We start from the raw sequence: 23,191 nt of genomic DNA, 5'->3' as shown, positions 1-23,191 counted from the left end.
CACTTTTCCCTCGGCGTGCCGATAACGATTAAAAGGCAAGCATCTCACTTGAGGGTAAAATGGATAATTTCCAGAAAGATATTGATGACAGGGCCAATCTGACCCTGTCGAACCGGTTTGAACTGTTGCTGTTCCGCCTCGGTACCTCGTTGAATGAGAACAAGTCTGAGCTGTTTGGCATTAACGTTTTTAAGCTGCGTGAAATTGTACCGATGCCGGAATTCACCAAGCCCGCGGGCATGAAGTCGCCGCTGATGGGTATGGTGAATATTCGCGATCAGGTGATCCCGGTCATCGATCTTTCGGCGGTGGCCGGCTGTAAACCCGCCACCGGTTTGAACATTCTGCTGATCACCGAGTACGCCCGTAGCGTGCAGGCGTTTGCCGTGGAGTCGGTAGAAAACATCATGCGTCTGGACTGGAAGCAGGTCCATGCAGCGGAAACCGCCGTCAGCGGACGCTACATCACCAGCATCGCCTGCCTCGATGAAGAGACGGATACCAACGATCTGGCGATGGTGCTCGACGTTGAGCAGATTTTGTATGACATCACCCCGGCGAACCACGATCTGCACGCCAATAATCTGAAAATCAGCAAATTCAACATCAAGCCTGGCGCGGTGGCGATTGTGGCGGAAGATTCTAAGGTTGCCCGCTCCATGTTGGAAAAAGGGCTGGAGGCGATGAACATCCCGGCCCAGCTGCATATCACCGGCAAAGAGGCGTGGGAAAAAATTGGCGTGCTGGCTGCACAGGCACAGGCCGAAGGCGTGCCGATCACCGATAAAATCGCGCTGGTGCTGACCGACCTCGAGATGCCGGAGATGGACGGGTTTACGCTGACGCGCAAAATCAAATCCGACGAGATCCTCAAGCATATTCCGGTGGTGATCCACTCCTCACTGTCCGGAAACGCCAACGAAGACCATATCCGCAAGGTGAAGGCCGATGGCTATGTGGCGAAGTTTGAGCTTAACGAGCTGTCATCGGTGATTGAGGAAGTGCTGGATCGGTCGATGAAGAAGATTGATGGGCCGCTGATTAGCCGCAAACAGCTGGCTTGATTTGAGTCTGATTGCCGGGTAGCGCTTTGCTCACCCGCAATAAAAAACCCGCCGAGGCGGGTTTTTTTATGTCTGAGACAATTACATCAGCGGCATCGCATGCTGCACCAGGGTGATCAGCGGCTGCGGATAGATACCGAAGATCAGTACCAGCAGCGCGGAGATCAGCACCACAATACCGCCGGCGCTGTACTGCCAGTTGGTTGGTGCATCGCGGTTCAGCTGCTGTGGCGCCGACAGATACAGGCTCACCGCCACACGCAGATAGTAGTACAGACCGATTGCGGAGCCGATAACCACCGCAGCCGTCAGCCACCACAGGCCAGACTGCACACCGACGGCCAGCACGTAGAACTTACCGATAAAGCCCAGCGTCATCGGGATACCCGCCAGTGACAGCATCATCACCGTCATTACCGCAGACAGAATCGGACGGTGCCAGAACAGACCACGGTAGGAGAACAGTGAATCGGCATCCGGACCACGGTATGGGCTGGACATCAGACTCACGACGCCGAACGCGCCGAGGCTGCTGAACAGGTAACCGGCCAGGTAAACACCGACGGTTTCCATCGACATGGAGCCGCTCTGCAGGGCAATCAGCGCCACCAGCAGATAACCCAGGTGGGAGATAGACGAATAACCAAGCAGACGCTTGATGTTGGTCTGGCTCAGCGCCATCAGGTTACCGAAGATGATGGAGGCGAAGGCGATAATGCCGAGCACCACGCGCACCGCTTCGCTGTCACCCACTGGAGCGTACAGGAACAGACGCATCACCACGCCGAAGATCGCGATTTTACTCGCTGTCGCCAGGAAGGTGGAGACAGGTGCCGGAGCGCCCTGATACACGTCTGGCGTCCACAGGTGGAACGGAACCAGAGAGAGTTTAAAGCCAAGACCGACAATCATCATGCCCAGACCCGCCAGCAGCAGCGGTTCGTGCAGCATGTTGTCGCCGAGGCTCTTACCGAGCGCCACAAACGACAGGTTACCGGACTGTGCGTACAACAGCGCCATACCAAATAGCAGGAAAGACGAGGCGGCAGCAGACAGAATCGTATACTTGATACTCGCTTCCAGAGAGCGCTTCTGACGGAACGCATAACCAATCAGGCCGAACAGCGGCAGTGAGATCAACTCAATACCGAGGAACAGGGCCGCGAGATGGTTCGCGTTCGCCAGCAGGATCCCGCCGAGGGCGGCAATCAGAACCAGCAGGTAAAACTCTTCTTTGTTGTCGTTGTAGCCTTCGAGCCATGGATACGCAAAGGTGCAGGTCGCCAGGCTCGCCAGCAGGACCAGCCCGGTGTACAGCATCGCAAAACCGTCAACGCGCATCAGCGGGGTGACATCCATTGCGCCCGCCTGGCCAACAAACCAGAGGGAGACTAACGCAGCGTTCAGACCTAAAACCGACAGTGTGGCATTCAGGAAGTGATTGCGTCGCCACGCAATGGAGAGCATCACAACCACCACCGTCAATCCGACGATCAGCAGCGGTAGCAGCGCGATCAGTTGTTGTGGAGTTATTGTCATGGCGATTTACAGCCTTGTATTAGAAGCAGAATTAACAAACCACTGCTGGATGTTACCCATCGCGGAATGCGAGGTATCCAGAATCGGCTGCGGATAGAAGCCCAGCAGCACCAGCAGTACGACCAGCAGCAGAACGATGAACAGTTCGCGCAGCGACATTCCCGGCAGTTCTTGCGCCGCAATTTGGCTCTTCGCTTTACCGAAGTAAGCGCGATGCAGCATCGCCAGCGAGTAAACGGACGCGAAGACCAGGCCGAAAGTGGAGATAACCGTAATGACCGGAACCACTTTAAAGCTGCCGAACAGAATCATGAATTCGCCGACAAAGTTACCGGTACCCGGCATACCCAGCGTCGCCACTGCGAAGAACATCGACAGGGCTGGCAACCACTTAATTTTGCTCCACAGACCGCCCATCATGCGCATGTCACGGGTATGCAGACGTTCGTACAGCTGACCACAGAGGATGAAGAGACCCGCCGCAGACAGACCGTGTGCAATCATCTGAATCACCGCCCCCTGGTACGCCAGCTGGCTGCCGGTGTAGATGGCAATCAGCACGAAGCCCATGTGGGAAACGGAGGTGTACGCGATAAGACGTTTGATGTCGTACTGCGTGAAAGCCATCCATGCGCCGTAGAAGATACCAATCACACCGAGCCACATCGCAATCGGTGCAAACTCCGCGGAGGCGTTCGGGAACAGCGGCAGCGCAAAGCGCAGCAGACCGTAGGCCGCGGTTTTCAGCAAGATCCCCGCCAGGTCAACGGAACCCGCCGTGGGTGCCTGAGAGTGCGCGTCTGGCAGCCAGCCGTGCAACGGAACCACCGGCATTTTCACCGCAAACGCAATGAAGAAGCCCAGCATCAGCAGGTATTCAACGCCGTGAGACATTGGCGTTTTCAGCAGGTCCTGATAGTTGAAGGTCCAGACACCGGTCGCGTTGTAGTGCACGAACACCAGCGCCAGGATAGCAATCAACATTACCAGACCACTCGCCTGGGTGTAGATGAAGAACTTGGTGGCCGCCGTGATACGCGTTTTACCGTCGGATGCCTTATGGCCCCACAGCGCGATCAGGAAGTACATCGGCACCAGCATCATCTCCCAGAAGAAGAAGAACAGGAACATGTCGATGGCAAGGAACACGCCGATAACGCCGCCCAGGATCCACATCAGGTTCAGGTGGAAGAAGCCCTGGTATTTTTGAATCTCGTTCCAGGAACAGAGCACCGCCAGAACGCCGAGCAGACCGGTCAGCACCACCATCAGCAGCGACAGACCGTCGATGGCGAGGTGGATTGTGATACCAAAGCGCGGTATCCATGGCAGGATAAATTCAGACTGCCACTGCGGAATACCCGCAGACTGCGTCAGAGAATAGCCGCCCTGCAACCACAGTTGCAGACCAAGCGCGAGCGTCAATCCCATGGTGATCAGCGCAATCCAGCGCGGCATCTTCACGCCAAAGCGTTCGGTCTGCCAGCACAGGAACCCACCAATGAAGGGAATTAATATTAGCCAGGGTAGTAACATGGCGATTTTTATTCCTTTTTAAGGCCCCAGCCGGGGCCGATTTTCAACGAATTCTCACGGAACATTCACTTCGGACTGGGTTTGTTATGTCGGGTGGCACTCACGCTTATCCGACCTACGCTCTTGTAGGCCCGGCTTGTACCACCGGGCAAACCCAATCTCAGATCAACGCAACACCATCAGCAGCGCCAGCACGACGACCGCACCAATGCTCATGGATGCCACATACCAGCGCAGATAGCCGTTCTCGCTCAACAGCAGGCCTTTACCTGCAAAGCGGGACAGCACTGCCGGGATGTTCATCATGGAGTTCATCGGATCGCGTTTCAGCAACCATGCAACGCCCAGGAACGGCTTAACGAAGATCATGTCGTACAGCCAGTCGAAGCCCCACGCGTTATACCACCAGGTGCCCAGCAGACGGCCTGGCGCACTGTTAGCAACAGCCGTCACCAGAGTACGTTTGCCCAGCCACAGCCATGCAGCAATCAAGATGCCTGCGATAGCGACCACACCGGAGGTGATTTCAAGCGTCAGAACGCGACCGTGCTCAAGCTCGGTAGTATCCGGCAGTACGCCCTGCAACGGTGGCACAATCATCGCGCCAACGAAGGTAGAGAGCACCAGCAGAACCAGCAGCGGCAGGTGGTGAGTAATCCCCTTCCCTGCGTGAGCGTGAATTTGTTCTTTACCGTGGAAGACGATGAAAATCATACGGAAGGTATACAGGGAGGTCATGAACGCACCGACCAGACCTGCCACCATCAGATTGATATGACCATTTGCCATGGCGCCCGCAAGGATTTCGTCCTTACTGAAGAAGCCCGCAGTGATGATCGGCAGTGCCGACAGCGCCGCGCCGCCCACCAGGAAGCAGACATACACCAGCGGAATCGATTTGCGCAGACCGCCCATCTTGAAGATGTTCTGCTCGTGATGGCACGCCAGAATGACGGAGCCGGACGAGAGGAACAGCAGCGCTTTAAAGAACGCGTGCGTCATCAGGTGGAAGATCGCTGCGTCCCATGCCTGCACGCCCAGCGCCAGGAACATGTAACCAATCTGGCTCATGGTGGAGTAAGCGAGAACGCGTTTGATGTCTGTCTGAACCAGCGCGGCAAAGCCCGCCAGCACCAGAGTTACCGCACCGACGATACCGACAAGATGCAGAATTTCCGGCGTCATCAGGAACAGGCCATGCGTACGTGCAATCAGGTAGACACCGGCGGTCACCATGGTCGCGGCGTGGATCAGCGCGGAGACAGGCGTTGGGCCTGCCATCGCGTCCGCAAGCCAGGTCTGCAACGGCAGCTGCGCGGATTTACCCACGGCACCACCCAGCAGCATCAGCGTTGCCCACGTCAGCATGTTGTTGCCTGCTTCGAAGTGCGCTGGCGCCAGTTCCACCATTTCGCGGAAGTTCAGCGTGCCCAGTTCGTTGTAAAGAATGAACAGTGCGAAAGCGAGGAATACGTCACCCACGCGGGTCACGACGAACGCTTTCATGGCGGCTGCGCCATTCTTCGGATCGGTGTAGTAGAAACCGATCAGCAGGTAAGAACAGAGACCCACGCCTTCCCAGCCGAGATACATCAGCAGCAGGTTATCACCCAGCACCAGAACAACCATGCTGGCGATAAACAGGTTGGTGTAGGCGAAGAAGCGGGAGTAACCCTCTTCACCGCGCATATACCAGGAGGCGAACATGTGGATCAGGAAACCAACGCCGGTGACCACGGAGAGCATGGTCAGGGAGAGACCATCCAGTACCAGGCTGAAACCGATGTTGAAATTGCCGACCGACATCCAGGTCCACAGCGGCAGGCTGAACACCTGCTTGCCGTTGTTAAAGAAGTCGATACCCGCGTAAGCGGTGACCAGCGCAGCTAGGCCGATAGAGCCGATGCCCACGGTGGCTGACAGATTTTCCGACCAGCGACCGCGGGAGAAAGCCAGCAGCACAAAGCCGATCAACGGGAAAATAATGGTTAAGGCAAGCATGTTCATCCACGCAACTCACTTACTGAATCGATGTTCAGGTTCTGGCGGCGACGATGGAGCTGCAGTAACAGCGCCAGGCCAATACTCGCTTCGGCAGCCGCAAGGCTGATGGCGAGAATATACATCACCTGACCATCGGTCTGGCCCCAGTAGCTACCGGCGACCACAAAGGCCAGCGCGGAAGCGTTGATCATGATTTCCAGACCGATCAGCATAAACAGCAGATTGCGGCGGATAACCAGACCGGTTAAGCCCAGAACGAACAAAATCGCGGCGAGGATCAGTCCATGTGTTAAGGGGATCATGCGCGCTCCTCCGTTTTTCTTTTCGCGCTGTCATTCGCACGGTTGCTCAGCACTTCGCCGGCACGATCTTCGCGGCCAACGTGGAAGGCAACGACCAGACCCGCCAGCAGCAGCATCGACGCCAGTTCAACGGCCAGTACGTACGGACCAAACAGCGTGATACCGACCGCTTTCGCGCTGATCGGCGTACCGTCGATACCCTGATCGTTCACGCCGAGAATCGCGTAAACGATCACTGCCAGCATGATGGCCGACAGAATCGCCGGGCCAATCCATACCTGCGGTTTCAACCACTGACGCTCTTGTTCAATTTCAGAGCCGCCCAGGTTCAGCATCATGACGACGAACACGAACAGAACCATAATGGCCCCGGCGTAGACGATGATCTCCAGCGCACCCGCAAAGTGGGCGCCCAGCGCGAAGAACACGCCGGAAATAGCCAGAAGCGAAATGATTAAGTAAAGCAACGCATGCACCGGATTGGTGTGCGTAATCACTCGCAGCGTGGCCAGGATGGCGATAAGGCCACAGATATAAAAAGCGAATTCCATTGCCCTCTCCTTACGGTAACAGGCTCTTGACGTCGATAGGCTTAGCTTCGTTCTCTGCTTCGCCCTTATCTTTGCCGTCGATTGCCATACCCGCCATCCGGTAGAAGTTATATTCCGGGTATTTGCCCGGACCGGAAATCAGCAGATCCTCTTTCTCGTACACCAGGTCCTGACGCTTGTACTCACCCAGTTCGAAATCTGGAGTCAGCTGAATCGCCGTGGTTGGGCACGCTTCTTCACACAGACCGCAGAAGATGCAGCGTGAGAAGTTAATGCGGAAGAACTCAGGGTACCAGCGGCCGTCTTTGGTCTCTGCTTTCTGCAAAGAGATACAGCCAACCGGACAGGCTACCGCACACAGGTTACAGGCAACGCAGCGCTCTTCGCCGTCCGGATCGCGGGTCAGCACGATACGGCCACGGTAGCGCGGCGGCAGATAGACCGGCTCTTCCGGATACATCTGGGTTTCGCGTTTTGCAAACGCGTGCAGGCCGATCATCCAGATACTGCGTACCTGGGTGCCGAAACCTACCAATAATTCTTTTAAGGTCATGGTCTATTGCCCCTTATGGCTGCTGCCAGAGAATGACAGCTGCCGTTACCAACAAGTTGACTAGCGTCAGCGGCAGGCACACTTTCCAGCCGAAGGACATTACCTGGTCATAACGCGGACGCGGTAATGAGGCGCGAATCAAAATGAACATCATCATGAAGAACGCGGTTTTCAGCGCGAACCAGATGAACGGCGGTAAGAACGGGCCATGCCAGCCACCAAAGAACAGCGTTACCATCAACGCGGAAATGGTGACGATACCGATGTACTCGCCCACAAAGAACAGACCGAATTTCATACCGGAATATTCAATGTGATAACCGTCGGCCAGTTCCTGCTCGGCTTCTGGCTGGTCAAACGGGTGACGGTGACACACCGCCACGCCCGCGATAGCAAAGGTGACAAAACCAAAGAACTGCGGAATAACGTTCCAGATGTCGGCCTGGTTGTTGACGATGTCGGTCATGTTGAATGAACCTGCCTGCGCCACCACGCCCATCAGGGAAAGACCCAGGAACACTTCGTAGCTCAGGGTTTGCGCAGACGCACGCATCGCACCGAGCAGCGAGTATTTATTGTTACTGGACCAGCCCGCAAACAGCACCGCGTACACCGCAAGACCCGCCATCATCAGGAAGAACAGGATCCCGATGTTCAGGTCAGCAACCACCCAGGTCGGACTGACCGGAACGATAGCAAAGGCCAGCAGCAGTGAGGTAAAGGCGATCATCGGTGCCAGAGTAAAGATGACGCGATCCGAGAATTTCGGGATCCAGTCTTCTTTAAAGAACATCTTGATCATGTCCGCGACCAGCTGGAGTGAACCACCCCAGCCCACGCGGTTCGGTCCGTAACGGTTCTGGAACAGACCGAGCAGACGACGTTCACCAAAGCTCATGAACGCGCCGCAGGTGACAACCACCAGCAGAATGACCACCGCCTTGAGAATGCTTAACAGAATTTCGATGAGATCCGGCGTTAACCAACTCATGCTTGTGCCTCCTGCAGATTATCAAGACGCGCGCCCGCCAGTACCGGAGCGATGCCCGGCAGACCCATCGGCAGACCCACCTGCCCTGCTGTCAGACCTTCGGCGATAACCAGCGGCAGACTGATGGTCTGGCCTTCATAGCTAAAGGAGACCTGGCTGCCCGCGTTGACGCCAAGCTTCGCGGCATCCGCCGGATTGAGCTTGATGTAAGGCTGCGGCATGCGCGTCTGGAATACCGGAGAGCGCTGGGACATCTCGTCGCTACCGAACAGATGGTAGTACGGCGCGATACGCCAGTTGCCTTCCTGCGCTTCGAAACTTGCCGGAACGGTCGTGAAGTACTCCAGACCCGTTTCGCTCGCTTCGATCAGACGAACACCTGGGTCACCGTGGCGCAGAGAGCCGCCCACTTCCGCCTGGAACTTGTTCCATGCCTGCGGGGAGTTCCAGCCTGGTGCCCATGCGAACGGAACCTGAGAGCGCGGTGCAGACGGCTGGTTGTTCCCTTCCATGGAGAAGGCGAACATCGTGTCTTTATCCTGCGGCTGACGCGGTTCGTGCACGCTGATGTTCGCGCGCATGGCGGTACGACCACTGTAACGGTGCGGTTCACGGGCCAGTTTCTGGCCGCGAATGCGGAAGCTCGCGTCCGGCGCGGCTTCTTTAATGCCCGCCAGCTGCGGCAGTTTTGCAACTACGGCATCGATCACATCATCGAGCTGCGTCCAGTCCACCTGACGGTTTTCTACGGTGCTGTGCAGCGAGTGCAGCCAGCGCCAGCTTTCCAGCATCACGGTGTTGCTGTCGTAATAAGACGGGTCATAAACCTGGAAGAAACGCTGTGCGCGACCTTCGTTGTTGATAACTGTACCGTCGCTTTCGGCGAAGCTTGCCGCAGAGAGCACGAGGTGCGCTTTGTCCATAATCGCGGTGCGCTGATGGTCGATTACCATCACCAACGGCGCTTTAGACAGAGCGGCATCCACGCGAGCCGCAGAAGCATGACGATGCAAGTCGTTCTCAAGCACGATAACGCCGTCAGCCGCACCCGATTCGAGTTCGCTTAACGCCGCTTCCAGAGAACCGCCGCCAATCAGTCCCAGACCGACGCTGTTCACTGCGCGCGCAATCATGGTCACACCCACGTCTGCCCCACGCCCTTTCAGCGCTTTAGCCACGTTTGCCGCAGCCTGAATCACATCAGGACTGCCGGCGTTGGTGCCGGAAATAATCAGTGGTTTTTTCGCACCGGCCAGAGCTTGAACGATCACGTCGATCTTGTTTTGCAGGTCACGATCCAGGCCTTCAACGGCCGGAGCACTGTTATCCAGCGCGTGAGCAATAGCAAAACCGAGGCGCGCCTGATCTTCCACCGGTGCGCGATAGGTCCACGCCGCGATGTCGTCCAGACGGGTGTTGTCGACGTTCGTCACAAACAGCGGATGTTTGGCACGCTGGCCGATGTTCAGGATTGCCGCAATCTGCCAGTCAGCCACTTTCTGGGCCGCTGCCATTTCACGTGCTTTACCTTTCACCGCCTGACGAACAGCCAGCGCAACGCGCGCACCGGTCTGAGTCAGATCTTCGCCCAGCACCAGCACCGCGTCATAGGATTCGATTTCGCGCAGCGCCGGGGTACGAATACCGCCTTCACGCAGCACTTTCAGCACCAGCTGCAGACGTTCCTGCTCGCCGTTGGCGATACCGGTGTAGAAGTTATCCGCACCCACCAGCTCACGCAGCGCAAAGTTGCTTTCGACGCTGGCGCGCGGGGAGCCGATACCGATCACTTTCTTCGACTGGCGCAGAATATCTGCCGCGCCCTGCATCGCTTGTTCAGCGTTGAGGGTGATCAGGTCATCGCCACGACGCTGAACCGGCTGACGCGGACGGTCTTTCAGGTTCACATAGCCATAGCCGAAACGACCACGGTCGCAGAGGAAGTAGTGGTTTACGGTACCGTTGTAACGGTTTTCGATACGACGCAGTTCACCATAGCGCTCGCCCGGGCTGGTGTTACAGCCAAGAGAACACTGCTGGCAGATGCTTGGCGCAAACTGCATGTCCCACTTACGGTTGTAACGCTCGGAGTGCGTTTTGTCGGTGAAGACGCCGGTCGGGCAGATTTCTACCAGGTTACCGGAGAATTCGCTTTCAAGCGTACCGTCTTCCGGACGACCAAAGTAGACGTTGTCATGTGCGCCATACACGCCCAGATCCTGACCGTCTGCGTAATCTTTGTAGTAACGCACGCAGCGGTAGCAGGCGATGCAGCGGTTCATTTCGTGAGAGATGAACGGCCCCAGATCCTGATTACGGTGGGTACGTTTGGTAAAGCGATAGCGACGGAAGCTATGACCGGTCATAACGGTCATATCCTGAAGATGGCAGTTACCGCCCTCTTCACAAACCGGACAGTCGTGCGGGTGGTTGGTCATCAACCATTCCACGACGCTCTCGCGGAACTGTTTCGCTTCTTCGTCTTCAATCGAAATAAAGGTGCCTTCGGTCGCTGGTGTCATACAGGACATCACCAGGCGCCCACGCGTGTCTTCCGCGTTTTGATATTGCTTCACCGCACACTGGCGGCAAGCACCGACGCTGCCCAGCGCCGGATGCCAGCAAAAATACGGAATATCAAGGCCGAGAGACAGACAAGCTTCTAGCAGGTTGTCGGCCCCGTTGACCTCGTATTCTTTGCCGTCTACATGAATCGTAGCCATTAGCATGCTTCCAGTTGGCTCAGTCAGGGACTGAGCGTTAATCAAAATTCAGTATCGCTACCAGCGCGCTTTCAGCAGGTTCGGCTGAATACCATTAATCAAATGGGTATTGCTGAACTGCTGCTTGATGCCTGCTTCGAATTCGTCGCGGAAATATTTAATCGCGCTCTGCAATGGCTCAACGGCACCTGGTGCGTGGGCACAGAAGGTTTTGCCCGGACCGAGGAATCGACACAGTTGCTCAAGTGTCTCGATATCGCCCGGCTGGCCTTCGCCGCGCTCGATAGCGCGCAGAATTTTCACGCTCCATGGCAAACCATCACGGCATGGCGTACACCAGCCGCAGGATTCGCGCGCGAAGAACTCTTCCAGGTTACGCACCAGCGACACCATGCCAATTTCATGGTCCACGGCCATCGCCAGCGCCGTACCCAGACGGCTGCCTGCTTTACCAATGCTTTCAAATTCCATTGGCAGATCGAGGTGGGCTTCGGTCAGGAAGTCGGTCCCTGCCCCACCCGGTTGCCAGGCTTTAAATTTCAGGCCATCGCGCATCCCGCCCGCATAGTCTTCGAGGATCTCGCGTGCGGTAGTACCGAACGGCAGCTCCCAAAGGCCAGGATTTTTGACGCGGCCGGAGAAGCCCATCAGCTTGGTGCCCGCGTCTTTGCTGGTCGAAATGTTCTGATACCACTCCACGCCGTTGGCGAGAATAGCCGGTACGTTACACAAGGTTTCGACGTTGTTGACACAGGTCGGTTTACCCCAGACGCCGGAACTTGCCGGGAATGGCGGCTTGGAGCGTGGGTTCGCGCGGCGGCCTTCGAGGGAGTTAATCAGTGCGGTCTCTTCACCACAGATATAACGCCCTGCGCCCGTGTGCACGAACAGCTCAAAATCAAAACCGGTGCCGAGAATGTTTTTGCCCAGCAGGCCCGCTTCGGTCGCTTCTGCAATCGCGCGGCGCAGGTGCTCTGCCGCTTCGATGTATTCGCCGCGCAGGAAGATGTAACCACGATAGGCTTTCAGCGCGAACGCGGAGATCAGCATGCCTTCCACCAGCAGGTGCGGCAGCTGCTCCATCAGCAGGCGGTCTTTATAGGTGCCTGGCTCCATTTCATCGGCGTTACACAGCAGGTAACGGATGTTCATGGATTCGTCTTTCGGCATCAGGCTCCACTTAAGACCGGTGGAGAAACCTGCACCGCCGCGCCCTTTCAGGCCGGAATCTTTAACCGCGTTAACGATCTCATCTGGAGCCATGCCTGAGAGCGCTTTACGCGCCCCTTCGTAACCGTTTTTGCTCTGGTATTCTTCGAGCCAAACTGGCTGTTTGTCATCGCGCAGACGCCAGGTCAGCGGATGGGTTTCAGCAGTGCGAATGACTGTTTTCATTTGTACCGCTCCAGCAGGTCAGGAATTGCTTCCGGCGTCAGATGGCTGTGAGTGTCCTCATCAATCATCATGCTCGGCCCCTTGTCGCAGTTACCCAGGCAGCAGGTTGGCAGCAACGTGAAACGACCGTCAAAGGTCGTCTGTCCTGGCTTGATATCGAGTTTCTTCTCGAGTGCAGCCTGGATGCCCTGATAACCAGTGATATGGCAAACGACGCTGTCGCAATAGCGAATAACGTGACGGCCCACCGGCTGGCGGAAGATCTGGCTGTAGAATGTTGCCACCCCTTCCACGTCGCTTGCCGGGATACCCAGCACGTCGGCGATCGCATAGATCGCGCCATCAGGTACCCAACCACGCTGTTTCTGGACGATTTTCAGCGCTTCAATGGATGCCGCACGCGGGTCTTCGTAGTGGTGCATTTCGTGCTCAATTGCCGCACGTTCTGCCGCACTCAGCTCAAAAGCCTCGGTTTGTGGTTGTTGATTCTCGTGCATAATTAGCGGTCCACATCTGACATAACAAAATCGATACTACCCAGATACACAATCAGGTCGGAGACCAGACTGCCGCGAATGGCGGACGGGATCTGCTGCAGGTGCGCATAGCTCGGCGTACGGATACGCGTACGGTAGCTCATGGTGCTGCCGTCACTGGTCAGGTAGTAACTGTTAATACCCTTGGTCGCTTCAATCATCTGGAAGGATTCGTTGGCCGGCATGACCGGGCCCCAGGAAACCTGCAGGAAGTGAGTGATCAGGGTTTCGATATGTTGCAGCGTGCGCTCTTTCGGTGGCGGCGTTGTCAGCGGGTGATCCGCTTTGAACGGGCCTTCCGGCATGTTGTTGAGGCACTGCTCAAGGATGCGCAGACTCTGGCGCAGCTCTTCTACTTTCAGCATCACGCGGGTGTAGCAGTCGGATACACCGCCGCCAACCGGGACTTCGAAGTCGAAGTTTTCGTAGCCAGAGTATGGACGGGCTTTACGCACGTCGAAATCAATACCCGTCGCACGCAGGCCAGCACCGGTGGTGCCCCACTCCAGCGCTTCTTTCGCGCCGTAAGCGGCCACGCCTTTGGAACGGCCAATCAGGATGGTGTTACGCAGCGCGGCTTTCTCGTAAGAGGCCAGACGCTTCGGCATCCAGTCGAGGAATTCGCGCAGCAGACGATCCCATCCGCGCGGCAGATCGTGTGCCACGCCGCCGATACGGAACCAGGCCGGGTGCATACGGAAACCAGTAATCGCTTCAACCAGATCGTAGATTTTCTGACGGTCGGTAAACGCGAAGAACACCGGCGTCATCGCCCCGACGTCCTGAATGAACGTGGAGATGTAGAGCAGGTGACTGTTGATACGGAACAGTTCTGACAGCATCACGCGGATAACGTTAACGCGATCCGGCACGGTGATACCTGCCAGTTTCTCAACGGCCAGCACGTAAGGCATTTCGTTCACGCAGCCGCCGAGGTATTCGATACGGTCGGTGTACGGAATGTAGCTGTGCCAGGACTGACGCTCGCCCATCTTCTCAGCACCACGGTGGTGGTAACCGACATCAGGCACGCAGTCGACAATCTCTTCGCCGTCGAGCTGAAGAATAATACGGAACGCACCGTGCGCAGACGGGTGGTTTGGACCGAGGTTGAGGAACATGAAGTCCTCGTTGTCGGTACCGCGCTTCATGCCCCAGTCTTCCGGCTTGAAAGTCAGCGCTTCCATCTCCAGATCCTGTTTGGCTTTGGTCAGCTCAAACGGGTCGAATTCGGTGGCGCGCGCCGGATAGTCTTTACGCAGCGGGTGGCCGGTCCAGGTCTGCGGCATCATGATGCGCGTCAGGTGCGGGTGGCCATCGAACGTCATGCCGAACATTTCCCAGGTTTCACGCTCATACCAGTTGGCGTTAGGGAAAAGTTTGGTGAGCGTCGGCAGATGCATGTCGTTTTCAGACAATGCCACCTTGAGCATGATATCCCGATTGCGGTCTATTGAGATCAGGTGGTAGAAAACGGAAAAATCCGCCGCGGGTAAACCGTGACGGTGGGTGCGAAGACGCTCATCCATGCCGTGTAAGTCAAACAGCATGACGTAAGGTTTAGGTAATTTCTTTAAGAAATCAACTGCTTCCAGCAATTGTTCACGCTTCACCCAAACAACGGGTACCCCGGTGCGGGTGGCCTGAACAGTAAAGGCATCCGGCCCAAAACGGTTGCGCAGTTCGCCAATGACCGGGTCATCGAGATGATCCCGGGTTTGCCATGCGGCATCTTGCGCGGTTAAGTCGGTCATATTGTTCACCATTGCAAATGGTCCGTGGTGACTGTTAAGCCTGGCTTCGCGCTATTTGTATAGTGATATGCGAAGGTTTGCCCCAGGCCCACAGGCGCAAATTAAATTTCGTCAGGCGTACGCAGATTGGTGACTGCAATACGTTCTCCGCGTTTACGCTCGCGCTCAGACTGCATATTGGCGCGGTACACGCCCTGGTCGCCCACGACCCAGGAAAGCGGACGGCGTTCTTTACCTATCGACTCCTGCAGCAGCATCAGCGCCTGCATGTAAGCTTCCGGACGCGGCGGGCAGCCAGGGATGTAAACATCCACCGGGATAAACTTATCGACGCCTTGCACAACGGAATAAATGTCGTACATACCACCTGAGTTTGCACAGGCACCCATGGAGATAACCCACTTCGGCTCGAGCATCTGGTCATAAAGACGCTGAATGACTGGCGCCATTTTGGTGAAGCAGGTTCCGGCCACCACCATCAGGTCAGCCTGACGAGGGGAAGCACGCAGTACCTCGGCACCAAAACGCGCAACGTCATGCACCGCAGTGAATGACGTCACCATTTCAACGTAGCAGCAAGAAAGACCAAAGTTGTATGGCCAGATAGAGTTCTTACGACCCCAGTTGACCATATCGTGCATGGCATGTTCGAGCTTGCCCATGTACACGCTTTTGTTGACTTCTTGCTCCAGGGGGTCGGTTACGATCTCCTGTTTTTGCAGGGGGTAACGGTCATTCTCACCGTTAGGATCTATGCGGGTGAGCGTATAATCCATCTTATTGCCTCGCTGTTACTGCTGACGATTAGAGTTACTGTTTTCCGGATTAACCAGTTCACGGCGTGAACGCACAGGTGTCCAGTCCAGCGCGCCGATGCGCACCAGGTACACCAGACCGGCCAGTAGCACTAAAATGAAAATTGCGGCTTCGACAAAGCCAGTCCATCCACTTTCGCGGATTGACGTTGACCATGCGAACAGGTAGAGCGCTTCAACGTCGAAAATGACGAAGAACATGGCCACCAGATAGAACTTGGCGGACAGGCGTAAGCGAGCAGTACCTACCGAATCGATACCCGATTCAAATGGGGTGTTTTTGTGCCTTGCGCGGGCGCGACCGCCCAGGAACCAGCCGCCGATTAACATCAGGCAGCACAGGCCAATGGCAACAATAAGAAAGATTGCGAATGCCCAGTGATGAGCGACGACTTCTGTGGATGTTGACATACTCATTGCTTACTCATCAAAAGTGATATCTACAGCTCTGCTCTTGCTGGCAGATGGACATCACATCGATTCATGGGGAGGAACAAATAACCTTACACCGACTGTCAGAAATGAGACATAGACAGCAAAATGATGTGGTTTTTTACTCCTTTCTATAACCTTTTGTCAACTTTAACAAAGGTTTCTTCACATTAAATCACATAGATCGATTCTCATTAACATTTCATGCCCTTTAACCCTGGTGGGTCGATGACTTTACGTCAACTGCATGCTGTTGAATCGTGTCCGTTTTGAAGTAAAAGAAATATTACCCTCCTATTTTGACAGGATTTGCTGCTGATTCCTCCCCCCAAATGGGAGTATTTTCTTGATCTGAGACACGCTTTTGTTAATCCAATCAAAAAAACGGCAACATTTTTGCTGGTTTTTTAACATCAGTGCCGCAGAGAAGATAACAAAACGCATTACGTTCAAAAATCGAGCAGAACCATACATCGCGATGATAATTAAGACTTATTTACAATAACCTCAAAGAGTATGGCGCTATTGTTGTCAAAAAAAAACCACTCCGCGGAAATACCGCACGAGTGGTTCTTTTTTACACTTACAAATTGTTACGACAATTATCGGATCGGGATCACTCAAAATCCCCTTCAACCACCAGGGAATCGCCCCCCCTTCGGGAGTAACATTCTCGAATTGCCATGGGTTGTGGTAGTTCACCATCGCTTCAAACACGATTTTTGCCAGCTCGTTGTTGCTGGATGAGTTATGGCAAAGCAGATATTCCGTGTCCGGCAGCGCAGGTAAACCATTAGATTTACCTAAGACGCGTAAATCCGGGCTCATCATCTCAACAGGGCGAGCGGTCACACCAAGGCCGGCTTTAACGGCAGCACGCACTGCAGGTAATGTGGAAGCCACGTACGCTAAACGCCACGGAATATTCGCTTCATTCAGAGCGGACAACACCATATCGCGGAACGGACTAGGATCGTCCAGCAATACCAGCGGAATAGGCTCGCCTTTTTGCAGCACATATTCTGCCGCGCAATACCAGTGCGTTGGCGACGTTCGCAATGTCAGACAATCAAATTGTCCAGGACAGTGCGTGGTAACAACCAGATCAACTTCATGGTCTTTAAGCATATCAATCATGAAGGCATTTCGTTTTACGCTGACATCCAGCGCAAGCTTCGGATAAACCGAACTGATCCGATTAAGTAAAAACGGCAATATCGTATCAGCAGATTCATCAGAAGCGCCTAACGTTAAAACGCCCTGAAGATTGCTAAACATTAATGACATACATGCTTCATCGTTGAAGCGTAAAATCTTCCTGGCGTAACCCAGTAACTGGATCCCGTGCTCAGTTAACAGTTTATTACGACCGTGGCGTGCAAAGAGCTCTTTGCCCACCAGTTGCTCCAGTCGCTGCATCTGTTGGCTGACCGCCGATTGCGTACGGCAGACAGCGGCAGCAGCGGCTGCAAAGGTGTTGAGATCAGCGACCGCAACAAACGTTCTCAGCAGATCGAGATCGAGATTTAGTATCGGACGATTTGCATTTATCATATCTATTCACTTACAAGTTGCTCGTGCGGAGCTGCCGACCGGCAGACTACCTGACAGATAGTTATTGGCTGGTGTATAGCAGAAGTCAGAAACAACGTTCCATGACGATATTTTTATTCTCTTAAATGTTCAGGATATTTTTAGATTTTGCTGATTTCAGTAAATTCCATTAAAGAACTTACTCATCATCACTCTTTTACTCGCAACACGGGCACAGCAGTAAAGGTGTTGCCTATCCAGTATAGTAGAGATAATTCTAACAATAACAATCAACTAATTCAGAAAAATCGAGGCAAAATACACAGTAATGTAAACATTCCTCTCTTTTCCTGAGACAACATCTTAACCCAAATCCACTTTATTTATAAGTATTATTACACCATTACTGATTAATCCATGTTGATTAACGGCTAAACTAATTTTATTAAAATTAACGAAAGTTAAGATTTAGGCATCATTAATAAATAAACATTAATGTAGATTAGGTTTATCCATTAATATTGCTTAACAATATTTTCACACGCGCAACCTCTGGCAGAATCCATCATTCACCAAAGATATTAAGAAGCATTCCGGTTTTACGAAAGGTCACCGGGAGAAATCATTGCGATCTCATCGTTTCTCTATCGTACAGCGGTTTTTGGCAGGGTAAAATACATTAAAAACCACCTGGTGCGAGATAATAAACTGCACACACCTCTCAACGCAACGCTTTACACGACCAAATCCCCTTTCTGATAGTTAAAAAGATTACCTCTTATTTTCGCATCCCGGCAAAATCTTCTTCTGTACACCCTTCAAAACGCAGCGCGGTGGGAGTACATTGTTCCGTGCTGACTTCCACGGCAGGGAGTGGCAATAACAGCTAAAAGGTCAACGATTCATGTCCCCTATCGAAAAATCCAGCAAATTAGATAACGTCTGTTACGACATCCGCGGTCCGGTTCTTAAAGAGGCTAAGCGCCTTGAAGAGGAAGGCAACAAAGTCCTGAAACTCAACATTGGTAACCCCGCGCCCTTTGGCTTTGACGCGCCGGATGAAATCCTCGTTGATGTGATCCGTAACCTGCCGACGGCGCAAGGCTACTGTGATTCTAAAGGACTCTACTCCGCCCGTAAGGCCATCATGCAGCACTATCAGGCCCGTGGGATGCGCGATGTCACCGTTGAAGATATCTATATTGGTAACGGCGTTTCTGAACTGATCGTCCAGGCGATGCAGGCTTTGCTTAACAGCGGCGATGAAATGCTGGTGCCTGCGCCGGACTATCCGCTGTGGACAGCGGCCGTTTCCCTTTCCAGCGGCAAAGCGGTGCACTATTTGTGCGATGAATCGTCCGACTGGTTCCCGGATCTCGACGATATCCGCGCCAAAATCACCCCGCGCACGCGCGGTATTGTGATTATCAACCCGAACAACCCAACGGGTGCCGTCTATTCCAAAGAGCTGTTGATGGAGATCGTTGAGATCGCCCGTCAGCACAACCTGATCATCTTTGCCGATGAGATTTACGACAAGATCCTCTACGACGCGGCGCAACACCACTCTATTGCTACGCTGGCTCCGGATCTGCTGACCGTCACCTTTAATGGCCTGTCGAAAACCTACCGCGTTGCCGGTTTCCGTCAGGGCTGGATGGTGCTGAACGGCCCGAAAAAACACGCCAAAGGCTATATCGAAGGGCTGGAAATGCTCGCCTCGATGCGCCTGTGTGCTAACGTTCCGGCGCAACACGCCATTCAGACAGCGCTCGGCGGTTATCAGAGCATCAGCGAATTTATCGTACCCGGCGGGCGTCTGTATGAGCAGCGTAACCGCGCATGGGAGTTGATTAACGATATTCCTGGCGTCTCCTGTGTGAAGCCGAACGGCGCGCTGTATATGTTCCCGAAAATCGATATTAAACGTTTCAATATTCACGACGACCAGAAAATGGTGCTCGACTTCCTGTTGCAGGAAAAAGTGCTGCTGGTGCAGGGAACCGCGTTTAACTGGCCGTGGCCGGACCACGTTCGTATCGTCACCCTGCCGCGCGAGGACGACCTCGAAATGGCGATCAGCCGGTTCGGACGCTTCCTCTCCGGTTATCATCAGTAAACCTCCATCAGGCTGCCGCGGGCAGCCTGATTTGCATCTTGCCTCCCCTCGCCGCACAATGAAATCTGTCGCAGTGCAAGACAAAAGGTTATCTATGAGTCAGAGTCATTTTTTTGCCCATCTCTCCCGCCTGAAGTTAATCAACCGCTGGCCGCTGATGCGCAACGTGCGCACAGAGAACGTGTCTGAACACAGTTTGCAGGTCGCCATGGTCGCGCACGCGCTGGCCGCTATCAAAAACCGTAAATTCAACGGGCAGATGAATCCTGAGCGCATCGCGCTGCTGGCGATGTACCACGACGCCTCTGAAGTTCTGACCGGGGATTTACCGACACCGGTTAAATATTTCAACTCGCAGATAGCGCAGGAATATAAGGCCATCGAGAAGATCGCCCAGCAAAAACTGGTGGATATGGTGCCGGAAGAACTGCGGGATATTTTTGCGCCGCTGATCGACGAACACCAGTGCACGGAAGAGGAAAGATTGCTGGTGAAACAGGCGGATGCCCTGTGCGCCTATCTCAAGTGTCTGGAAGAACTCTCCGCCGGCAATAATGAGTTTTTACTGGCGAAAACGCGGCTGGAAAAAACCCTCGAATCGCGTCGCAGCGAAGAGATGGATTATTTCATGGAGGTGTTCGTGCCGAGCTTCCATCTGTCGCTGGATGAAATCAGTCAGGATTCGCCGCTGTAAGCCTTTGCCGGGTATACAGCTGATACGCAAATGGAGCCGGGTCAGGCGAAGACGCCGCCCGGCGTAAAGTGGTCAGAACGGGAACAGCACCGGAATCAACACCACGCACACCAGCATTACCAGGATAGTGAACGGCACGCCGAGCTTCACGAAATCGCTGAATTTATAGTTCCCCGGCCCCAGCACCAGGGTATTCACCGGTGACGAAACGGGCGTCATAAACGCCGCCGACGCGGCCATTGCGACCATCATCGCAAACGGATACGGCGACACCCCCATCGATTTAGCCATCGCCAGCGCAATCGGCGCCATCAGCACCGCCGTCGCGGTATTGGAGATAAACAGCCCGATGGTGGCGCACATGACAAACAGACAAATCAGCATCATGTACGGGCCGTATCCCCCGCCGACGTCCATCAGCCCTTTCACCACCAGATCCACGCCACCCGTTTTTTGCAGCGCCAGCGCAAACGGCATCATACCGACGATCAGAATAATGCTCGGCCAGTGAATGGCTTTATAGGCACTTTCCGCGTCGATGCAGCGGAATTTCCCCATCAGCAGACAGGCAATAATGGCCGCGATCGGATTCGGAATTTCGTCCGTGAGCATCAGTGCGACCATCAGCACCAGACAGAAAATGGCATGCGGCGCCTGGCTGTGGGCCGGTGACGCGTCGCTCTCTTCGATGGGCATATTGAGCACCACAAAATCACGCCCTTTTTGCCCAAGCTGGCTGATCAGTTTCCAGTTGCCGACCACCAGGAAGATATCGCCCAGCTGCAGCGGCTCATCCACGACCGCCCCTTCCATCGCCACCCCGTCGCGTTTCAGGCCAACCACGTTCAGCCCATAGCGGGTACGAAACCCTATCTCTCGGACGGTTTTACCCAGCAATTCCGATTCGGGGATAAGAGAGACTTCCGCCATCCCCACGTCCAGCGCCTGGTCGGAGAAATACTCACCGCGAAGCACCATGGGCTCCAGCAGTTGTTCGGTGCAGAACTCACGCAGATCGACCTCCGCCGTCGACATATCAATCAGCAGAACATCGCGGGCACGAAACTCAGACACCCCGTTCACATTTACAATCACGCGACGGAACCGGCGCCAGCGCTCGACCCCGATGATATTCGCGCCGTAGCGCTCGCGCAGCTTGAGATCGTCAAGACGCTGACCAATTAGCGGCGAGCCGGGGCGAATCGCCAGACGACGCGCGCGTCCGGTAAGACGATACTCTTTGATCAGATCGCGAAAGGTGCGTCTGCGCCATCCATCGCGGTGTTTATGCTGGTTATCGCCCTTCAGGGCAAAGCGGGTCAGGAGCATATAAATCACCCCGAGCACCAGCACCACCAGCCCAATCGGCGTCACGCTGAAGAAACTGAACCCGGCATAGCCTTCGCGCAGCAGTTCACTGTTAACCACCAGGTTCGGCGGCGTGGCGACCAGAGTCATCATGCCGCTAATCAGCCCGGCAAAACTCAGCGGCATCATCAGTCGCGACGGTGAGGTCTGCATGCGCATCGAGACGCTTAACACCACCGGAATAAAGATCGCAACGACGCCGGTGGAGCTCATAAAGGCACCCAGCCCGGCGACCGTCAGCATCAGGTAGATGAGCATTTTGGTTTCGCTGCTGCCCGCCACTTTCACCAGCCAGGCCCCCATCACCGTGGCGACGCCGGTGCGCACCAGCCCGTCACCAATGATAAACAGCGCGGCAATCAAAATAACGTTGGGATCGCTAAAACCCGAGAAGGCTTCCGGGAGCGTTAAGGTGCCGCTCAGAACAAACGCGACGATAACCAGTAAAGCGACGGCGTCCATGCGCACTTTGCCGGTTGCAAAGAGAATGATGGCGATAGCAAGCAGGCTGAGCACCCAAATCAGTTCACCGTTCACAACATGTCCTTGTCAGGGAAAGGGAGTGGAATTTTGCCATAAAAAGGCCCCAACAATGTGGGGCCAAATCATGGGATTACATTTTTAAGGAGACGGTAACATTTCCGTCTGCGCCCTTGTGAACGGACAGCGCGGCAAGCGACGTGAGCACAAAGTCGACCTCGTCGAGCCGGGGCGAACCGGCGGGCACATTCACGGCAACCACATGGCTGCCGGCATTCAGCCCAGCCAGTACACCGGCGGCGGCATCTTCCACCACGACGCACTCGGCCGGATGGATGCCCAGCAATTCCGCGCCTAATAAGAAGGCGTCCGGTTCCGGTTTCCCGCGCTTCACGCGTTCGGCGGTGACGAACACTTCAGGCGTCGGCAGACCGGCAGCCTTATGGCGGGCGTGGGCGACGGGAATCGAACCTGAGGTCACGATAGCCCAGGGGATCTGCGCCTCTTCAAGATGATTGAGCAGCTCAAGCGCGCCCGGCAGGGCGACAATCCCTTCGACATCTGTTGCTTCGATCTGCTCCAGATACCTGAACTCCGCCTGAATCTCTTCTTCGGTTCGTCCGGGCAAGAAGTGACGTAAAGAGGTAATGGCCTGTTTGCCATGGATGAAATTCAATACGTCCTGATGGTCAATGCCATGCCTGTCGGCCCAATGGCACCACGAGCGCTCGACTACCGGCAGCGAATCCACCAGCGTACCGTCCAGATCAAACAGAAAACCTTTACACTGCACACTTACCCC

18 protein-coding genes and 1 pseudogene are annotated in these 23,191 nt (G+C 54.9%); 3 read left to right on the top strand and 16 right to left on the bottom strand.

The window, feature by feature from the left end; all coding sequences use genetic code 11:
• Positions 1-59 precede the first annotated feature (59 nt).
• The gene (locus DAI21_RS11980) at positions 60-1,064 is read left to right on the top strand and encodes a chemotaxis protein (RefSeq protein WP_100779458.1); all 1,005 of its coding nucleotides are present in this window, start codon (positions 60-62) and stop codon (positions 1,062-1,064) included.
• 81 nt (positions 1,065-1,145) lie between these two features.
• On the opposite strand, the gene nuoN is transcribed toward DAI21_RS11980, so the two are convergent.
• The 14 genes and pseudogenes from nuoN to lrhA all read right to left on the bottom strand — a co-directional run bounded on the left by nuoN (position 1,146) and on the right by lrhA (position 17,749).
• Positions 1,146-2,603, bottom strand: a complete 1,458-nt coding sequence (gene nuoN / locus DAI21_RS11975; RefSeq protein WP_100779457.1) for an NADH-quinone oxidoreductase subunit NuoN — start codon at positions 2,601-2,603, stop codon at positions 1,146-1,148.
• Between the two features lie 6 nt (positions 2,604-2,609).
• Positions 2,610-4,139: an NADH-quinone oxidoreductase subunit M gene (nuoM, locus tag DAI21_RS11970; protein ID WP_100779456.1), complete on the bottom strand. Its 1,530-nt coding sequence runs from the start codon at positions 4,137-4,139 to the stop codon at positions 2,610-2,612.
• A 165-nt stretch (positions 4,140-4,304) separates the two neighbouring features.
• Complete coding sequence (gene nuoL, locus DAI21_RS11965) at positions 4,305-6,146, bottom strand: NADH-quinone oxidoreductase subunit L (RefSeq protein ID WP_107703191.1); 1,842 nt, start codon at positions 6,144-6,146, stop codon at positions 4,305-4,307.
• Positions 6,143-6,445, bottom strand: a complete 303-nt coding sequence (nuoK, locus tag DAI21_RS11960; protein WP_003861496.1) for an NADH-quinone oxidoreductase subunit NuoK — start codon at positions 6,443-6,445, stop codon at positions 6,143-6,145. The genes nuoL and nuoK overlap by 4 nt, the downstream gene beginning before the upstream one ends.
• Complete coding sequence (gene nuoJ / locus DAI21_RS11955; RefSeq protein WP_100779454.1) at positions 6,442-6,996, bottom strand: NADH-quinone oxidoreductase subunit J; 555 nt, start codon at positions 6,994-6,996, stop codon at positions 6,442-6,444. The genes nuoK and nuoJ overlap by 4 nt, the downstream gene beginning before the upstream one ends.
• A gap of 10 nt (positions 6,997-7,006) precedes the next feature.
• Positions 7,007-7,549 carry an NADH-quinone oxidoreductase subunit NuoI gene (gene nuoI / locus DAI21_RS11950; protein ID WP_000172742.1) on the bottom strand — a complete coding sequence of 181 codons (543 nt, stop codon included), beginning with the start codon at positions 7,547-7,549 and terminating at the stop codon, positions 7,007-7,009.
• Positions 7,550-7,562: 13 nt separating this feature from the next.
• A complete protein-coding gene (nuoH, locus tag DAI21_RS11945; protein ID WP_095282746.1) occupies positions 7,563-8,540 on the bottom strand; it encodes an NADH-quinone oxidoreductase subunit NuoH in 978 nt (325 codons plus the stop codon).
• Positions 8,537-11,263: an NADH-quinone oxidoreductase subunit NuoG gene (nuoG, locus tag DAI21_RS11940; protein ID WP_123427200.1), complete on the bottom strand. Its 2,727-nt coding sequence runs from the start codon at positions 11,261-11,263 to the stop codon at positions 8,537-8,539. The genes nuoH and nuoG overlap by 4 nt, the downstream gene beginning before the upstream one ends.
• A gap of 57 nt (positions 11,264-11,320) precedes the next feature.
• On the bottom strand, positions 11,321-12,658 hold the full coding sequence (gene nuoF / locus DAI21_RS11935) for an NADH-quinone oxidoreductase subunit NuoF (RefSeq protein ID WP_100779452.1): 1,338 nt from the start codon (positions 12,656-12,658) through the stop codon (positions 11,321-11,323).
• Complete coding sequence (nuoE, locus tag DAI21_RS11930) at positions 12,655-13,155, bottom strand: NADH-quinone oxidoreductase subunit NuoE (protein ID WP_095282749.1); 501 nt, start codon at positions 13,153-13,155, stop codon at positions 12,655-12,657. The genes nuoF and nuoE overlap by 4 nt, the downstream gene beginning before the upstream one ends.
• Before the next feature lie 2 nt (positions 13,156-13,157).
• Positions 13,158-14,960, bottom strand: coding sequence for an NADH-quinone oxidoreductase subunit C/D (nuoC, locus tag DAI21_RS11925; protein WP_100779451.1), 1,803 nt, complete (start codon positions 14,958-14,960; stop codon positions 13,158-13,160).
• An 89-nt stretch (positions 14,961-15,049) separates the two neighbouring features.
• Positions 15,050-15,724 (bottom strand): NADH-quinone oxidoreductase subunit NuoB, encoded by a 675-nt coding sequence (nuoB, locus tag DAI21_RS11920; RefSeq protein WP_003861482.1) that lies wholly within the window; start codon positions 15,722-15,724, stop codon positions 15,050-15,052.
• Positions 15,725-15,739: 15 nt separating this feature from the next.
• Positions 15,740-16,180 carry an NADH-quinone oxidoreductase subunit NuoA gene (gene nuoA, locus DAI21_RS11915; RefSeq protein ID WP_102104904.1) on the bottom strand — a complete coding sequence of 147 codons (441 nt, stop codon included), beginning with the start codon at positions 16,178-16,180 and terminating at the stop codon, positions 15,740-15,742.
• Positions 16,181-16,811: 631 nt separating this feature from the next.
• Positions 16,812-17,749 (bottom strand): annotated as a pseudogene (lrhA, locus tag DAI21_RS11910) (transcriptional regulator LrhA).
• 883 nt (positions 17,750-18,632) lie between these two features.
• On the opposite strand from lrhA, the gene alaA reads away from it, so the two are divergent.
• Complete coding sequence (gene alaA / locus DAI21_RS11905; RefSeq protein ID WP_100779448.1) at positions 18,633-19,847, top strand: alanine transaminase AlaA; 1,215 nt, start codon at positions 18,633-18,635, stop codon at positions 19,845-19,847.
• 94 nt (positions 19,848-19,941) lie between these two features.
• Positions 19,942-20,541, top strand: a complete 600-nt coding sequence (gene yfbR, locus DAI21_RS11900; RefSeq protein WP_107703189.1) for a 5'-deoxynucleotidase — start codon at positions 19,942-19,944, stop codon at positions 20,539-20,541.
• Positions 20,542-20,613: 72 nt separating this feature from the next.
• On the opposite strand, the gene DAI21_RS11895 is transcribed toward yfbR, so the two are convergent.
• Together DAI21_RS11895 and DAI21_RS11890 are read right to left on the bottom strand one after the other, a co-directional pair.
• A complete protein-coding gene (locus DAI21_RS11895; RefSeq protein WP_107703188.1) occupies positions 20,614-22,446 on the bottom strand; it encodes an SLC13 family permease in 1,833 nt (610 codons plus the stop codon).
• A 76-nt stretch (positions 22,447-22,522) separates the two neighbouring features.
• Positions 22,523-23,182, bottom strand: a complete 660-nt coding sequence (locus tag DAI21_RS11890) for a sugar phosphatase (protein ID WP_107704244.1) — start codon at positions 23,180-23,182, stop codon at positions 22,523-22,525.
• Positions 23,183-23,191 lie beyond the last annotated feature (9 nt).

Source organism: Lelliottia sp. WB101, from assembly GCF_003051885.1.
Lineage (GTDB): Bacteria > Pseudomonadota > Gammaproteobacteria > Enterobacterales > Enterobacteriaceae > Enterobacter > Enterobacter nimipressuralis.
The sequence above is the reverse complement of the archived record's forward strand: the minus strand, read 5'-3'. Positions and strand labels throughout refer to the sequence as shown.

Bases quoted from the DNA above. Each gene is read 5' to 3' on its own strand.
- DAI21_RS11980 (WP_100779458.1), top strand. From the start codon at position 60: ATGGATAATTTCCAGAAAGATATTGATGACAGGGCCAATCTGACCCTG.
- nuoN (WP_100779457.1), bottom strand. From the start codon at position 2,603: ATGACAATAACTCCACAACAACTGATCGCGCTGCTACCGCTGCTGATC.
- nuoM (WP_100779456.1), bottom strand. From the start codon at position 4,139: ATGTTACTACCCTGGCTAATATTAATTCCCTTCATTGGTGGGTTCCTG.
- nuoL (WP_107703191.1), bottom strand. From the start codon at position 6,146: ATGAACATGCTTGCCTTAACCATTATTTTCCCGTTGATCGGCTTTGTG.
- nuoK (WP_003861496.1), bottom strand. From the start codon at position 6,445: ATGATCCCCTTAACACATGGACTGATCCTCGCCGCGATTTTGTTCGTT.
- nuoJ (WP_100779454.1), bottom strand. From the start codon at position 6,996: ATGGAATTCGCTTTTTATATCTGTGGCCTTATCGCCATCCTGGCCACG.
- nuoI (WP_000172742.1), bottom strand. From the start codon at position 7,549: ATGACCTTAAAAGAATTATTGGTAGGTTTCGGCACCCAGGTACGCAGT.
- nuoH (WP_095282746.1), bottom strand. From the start codon at position 8,540: ATGAGTTGGTTAACGCCGGATCTCATCGAAATTCTGTTAAGCATTCTC.
- nuoG (WP_123427200.1), bottom strand. From the start codon at position 11,263: ATGGCTACGATTCATGTAGACGGCAAAGAATACGAGGTCAACGGGGCC.
- nuoF (WP_100779452.1), bottom strand. From the start codon at position 12,658: ATGAAAACAGTCATTCGCACTGCTGAAACCCATCCGCTGACCTGGCGT.
- nuoE (WP_095282749.1), bottom strand. From the start codon at position 13,155: ATGCACGAGAATCAACAACCACAAACCGAGGCTTTTGAGCTGAGTGCG.
- nuoC (WP_100779451.1), bottom strand. From the start codon at position 14,960: ATGGTGAACAATATGACCGACTTAACCGCGCAAGATGCCGCATGGCAA.
- nuoB (WP_003861482.1), bottom strand. From the start codon at position 15,724: ATGGATTATACGCTCACCCGCATAGATCCTAACGGTGAGAATGACCGT.
- nuoA (WP_102104904.1), bottom strand. From the start codon at position 16,180: ATGAGTATGTCAACATCCACAGAAGTCGTCGCTCATCACTGGGCATTC.
- alaA (WP_100779448.1), top strand. From the start codon at position 18,633: ATGTCCCCTATCGAAAAATCCAGCAAATTAGATAACGTCTGTTACGAC.
- yfbR (WP_107703189.1), top strand. From the start codon at position 19,942: ATGAGTCAGAGTCATTTTTTTGCCCATCTCTCCCGCCTGAAGTTAATC.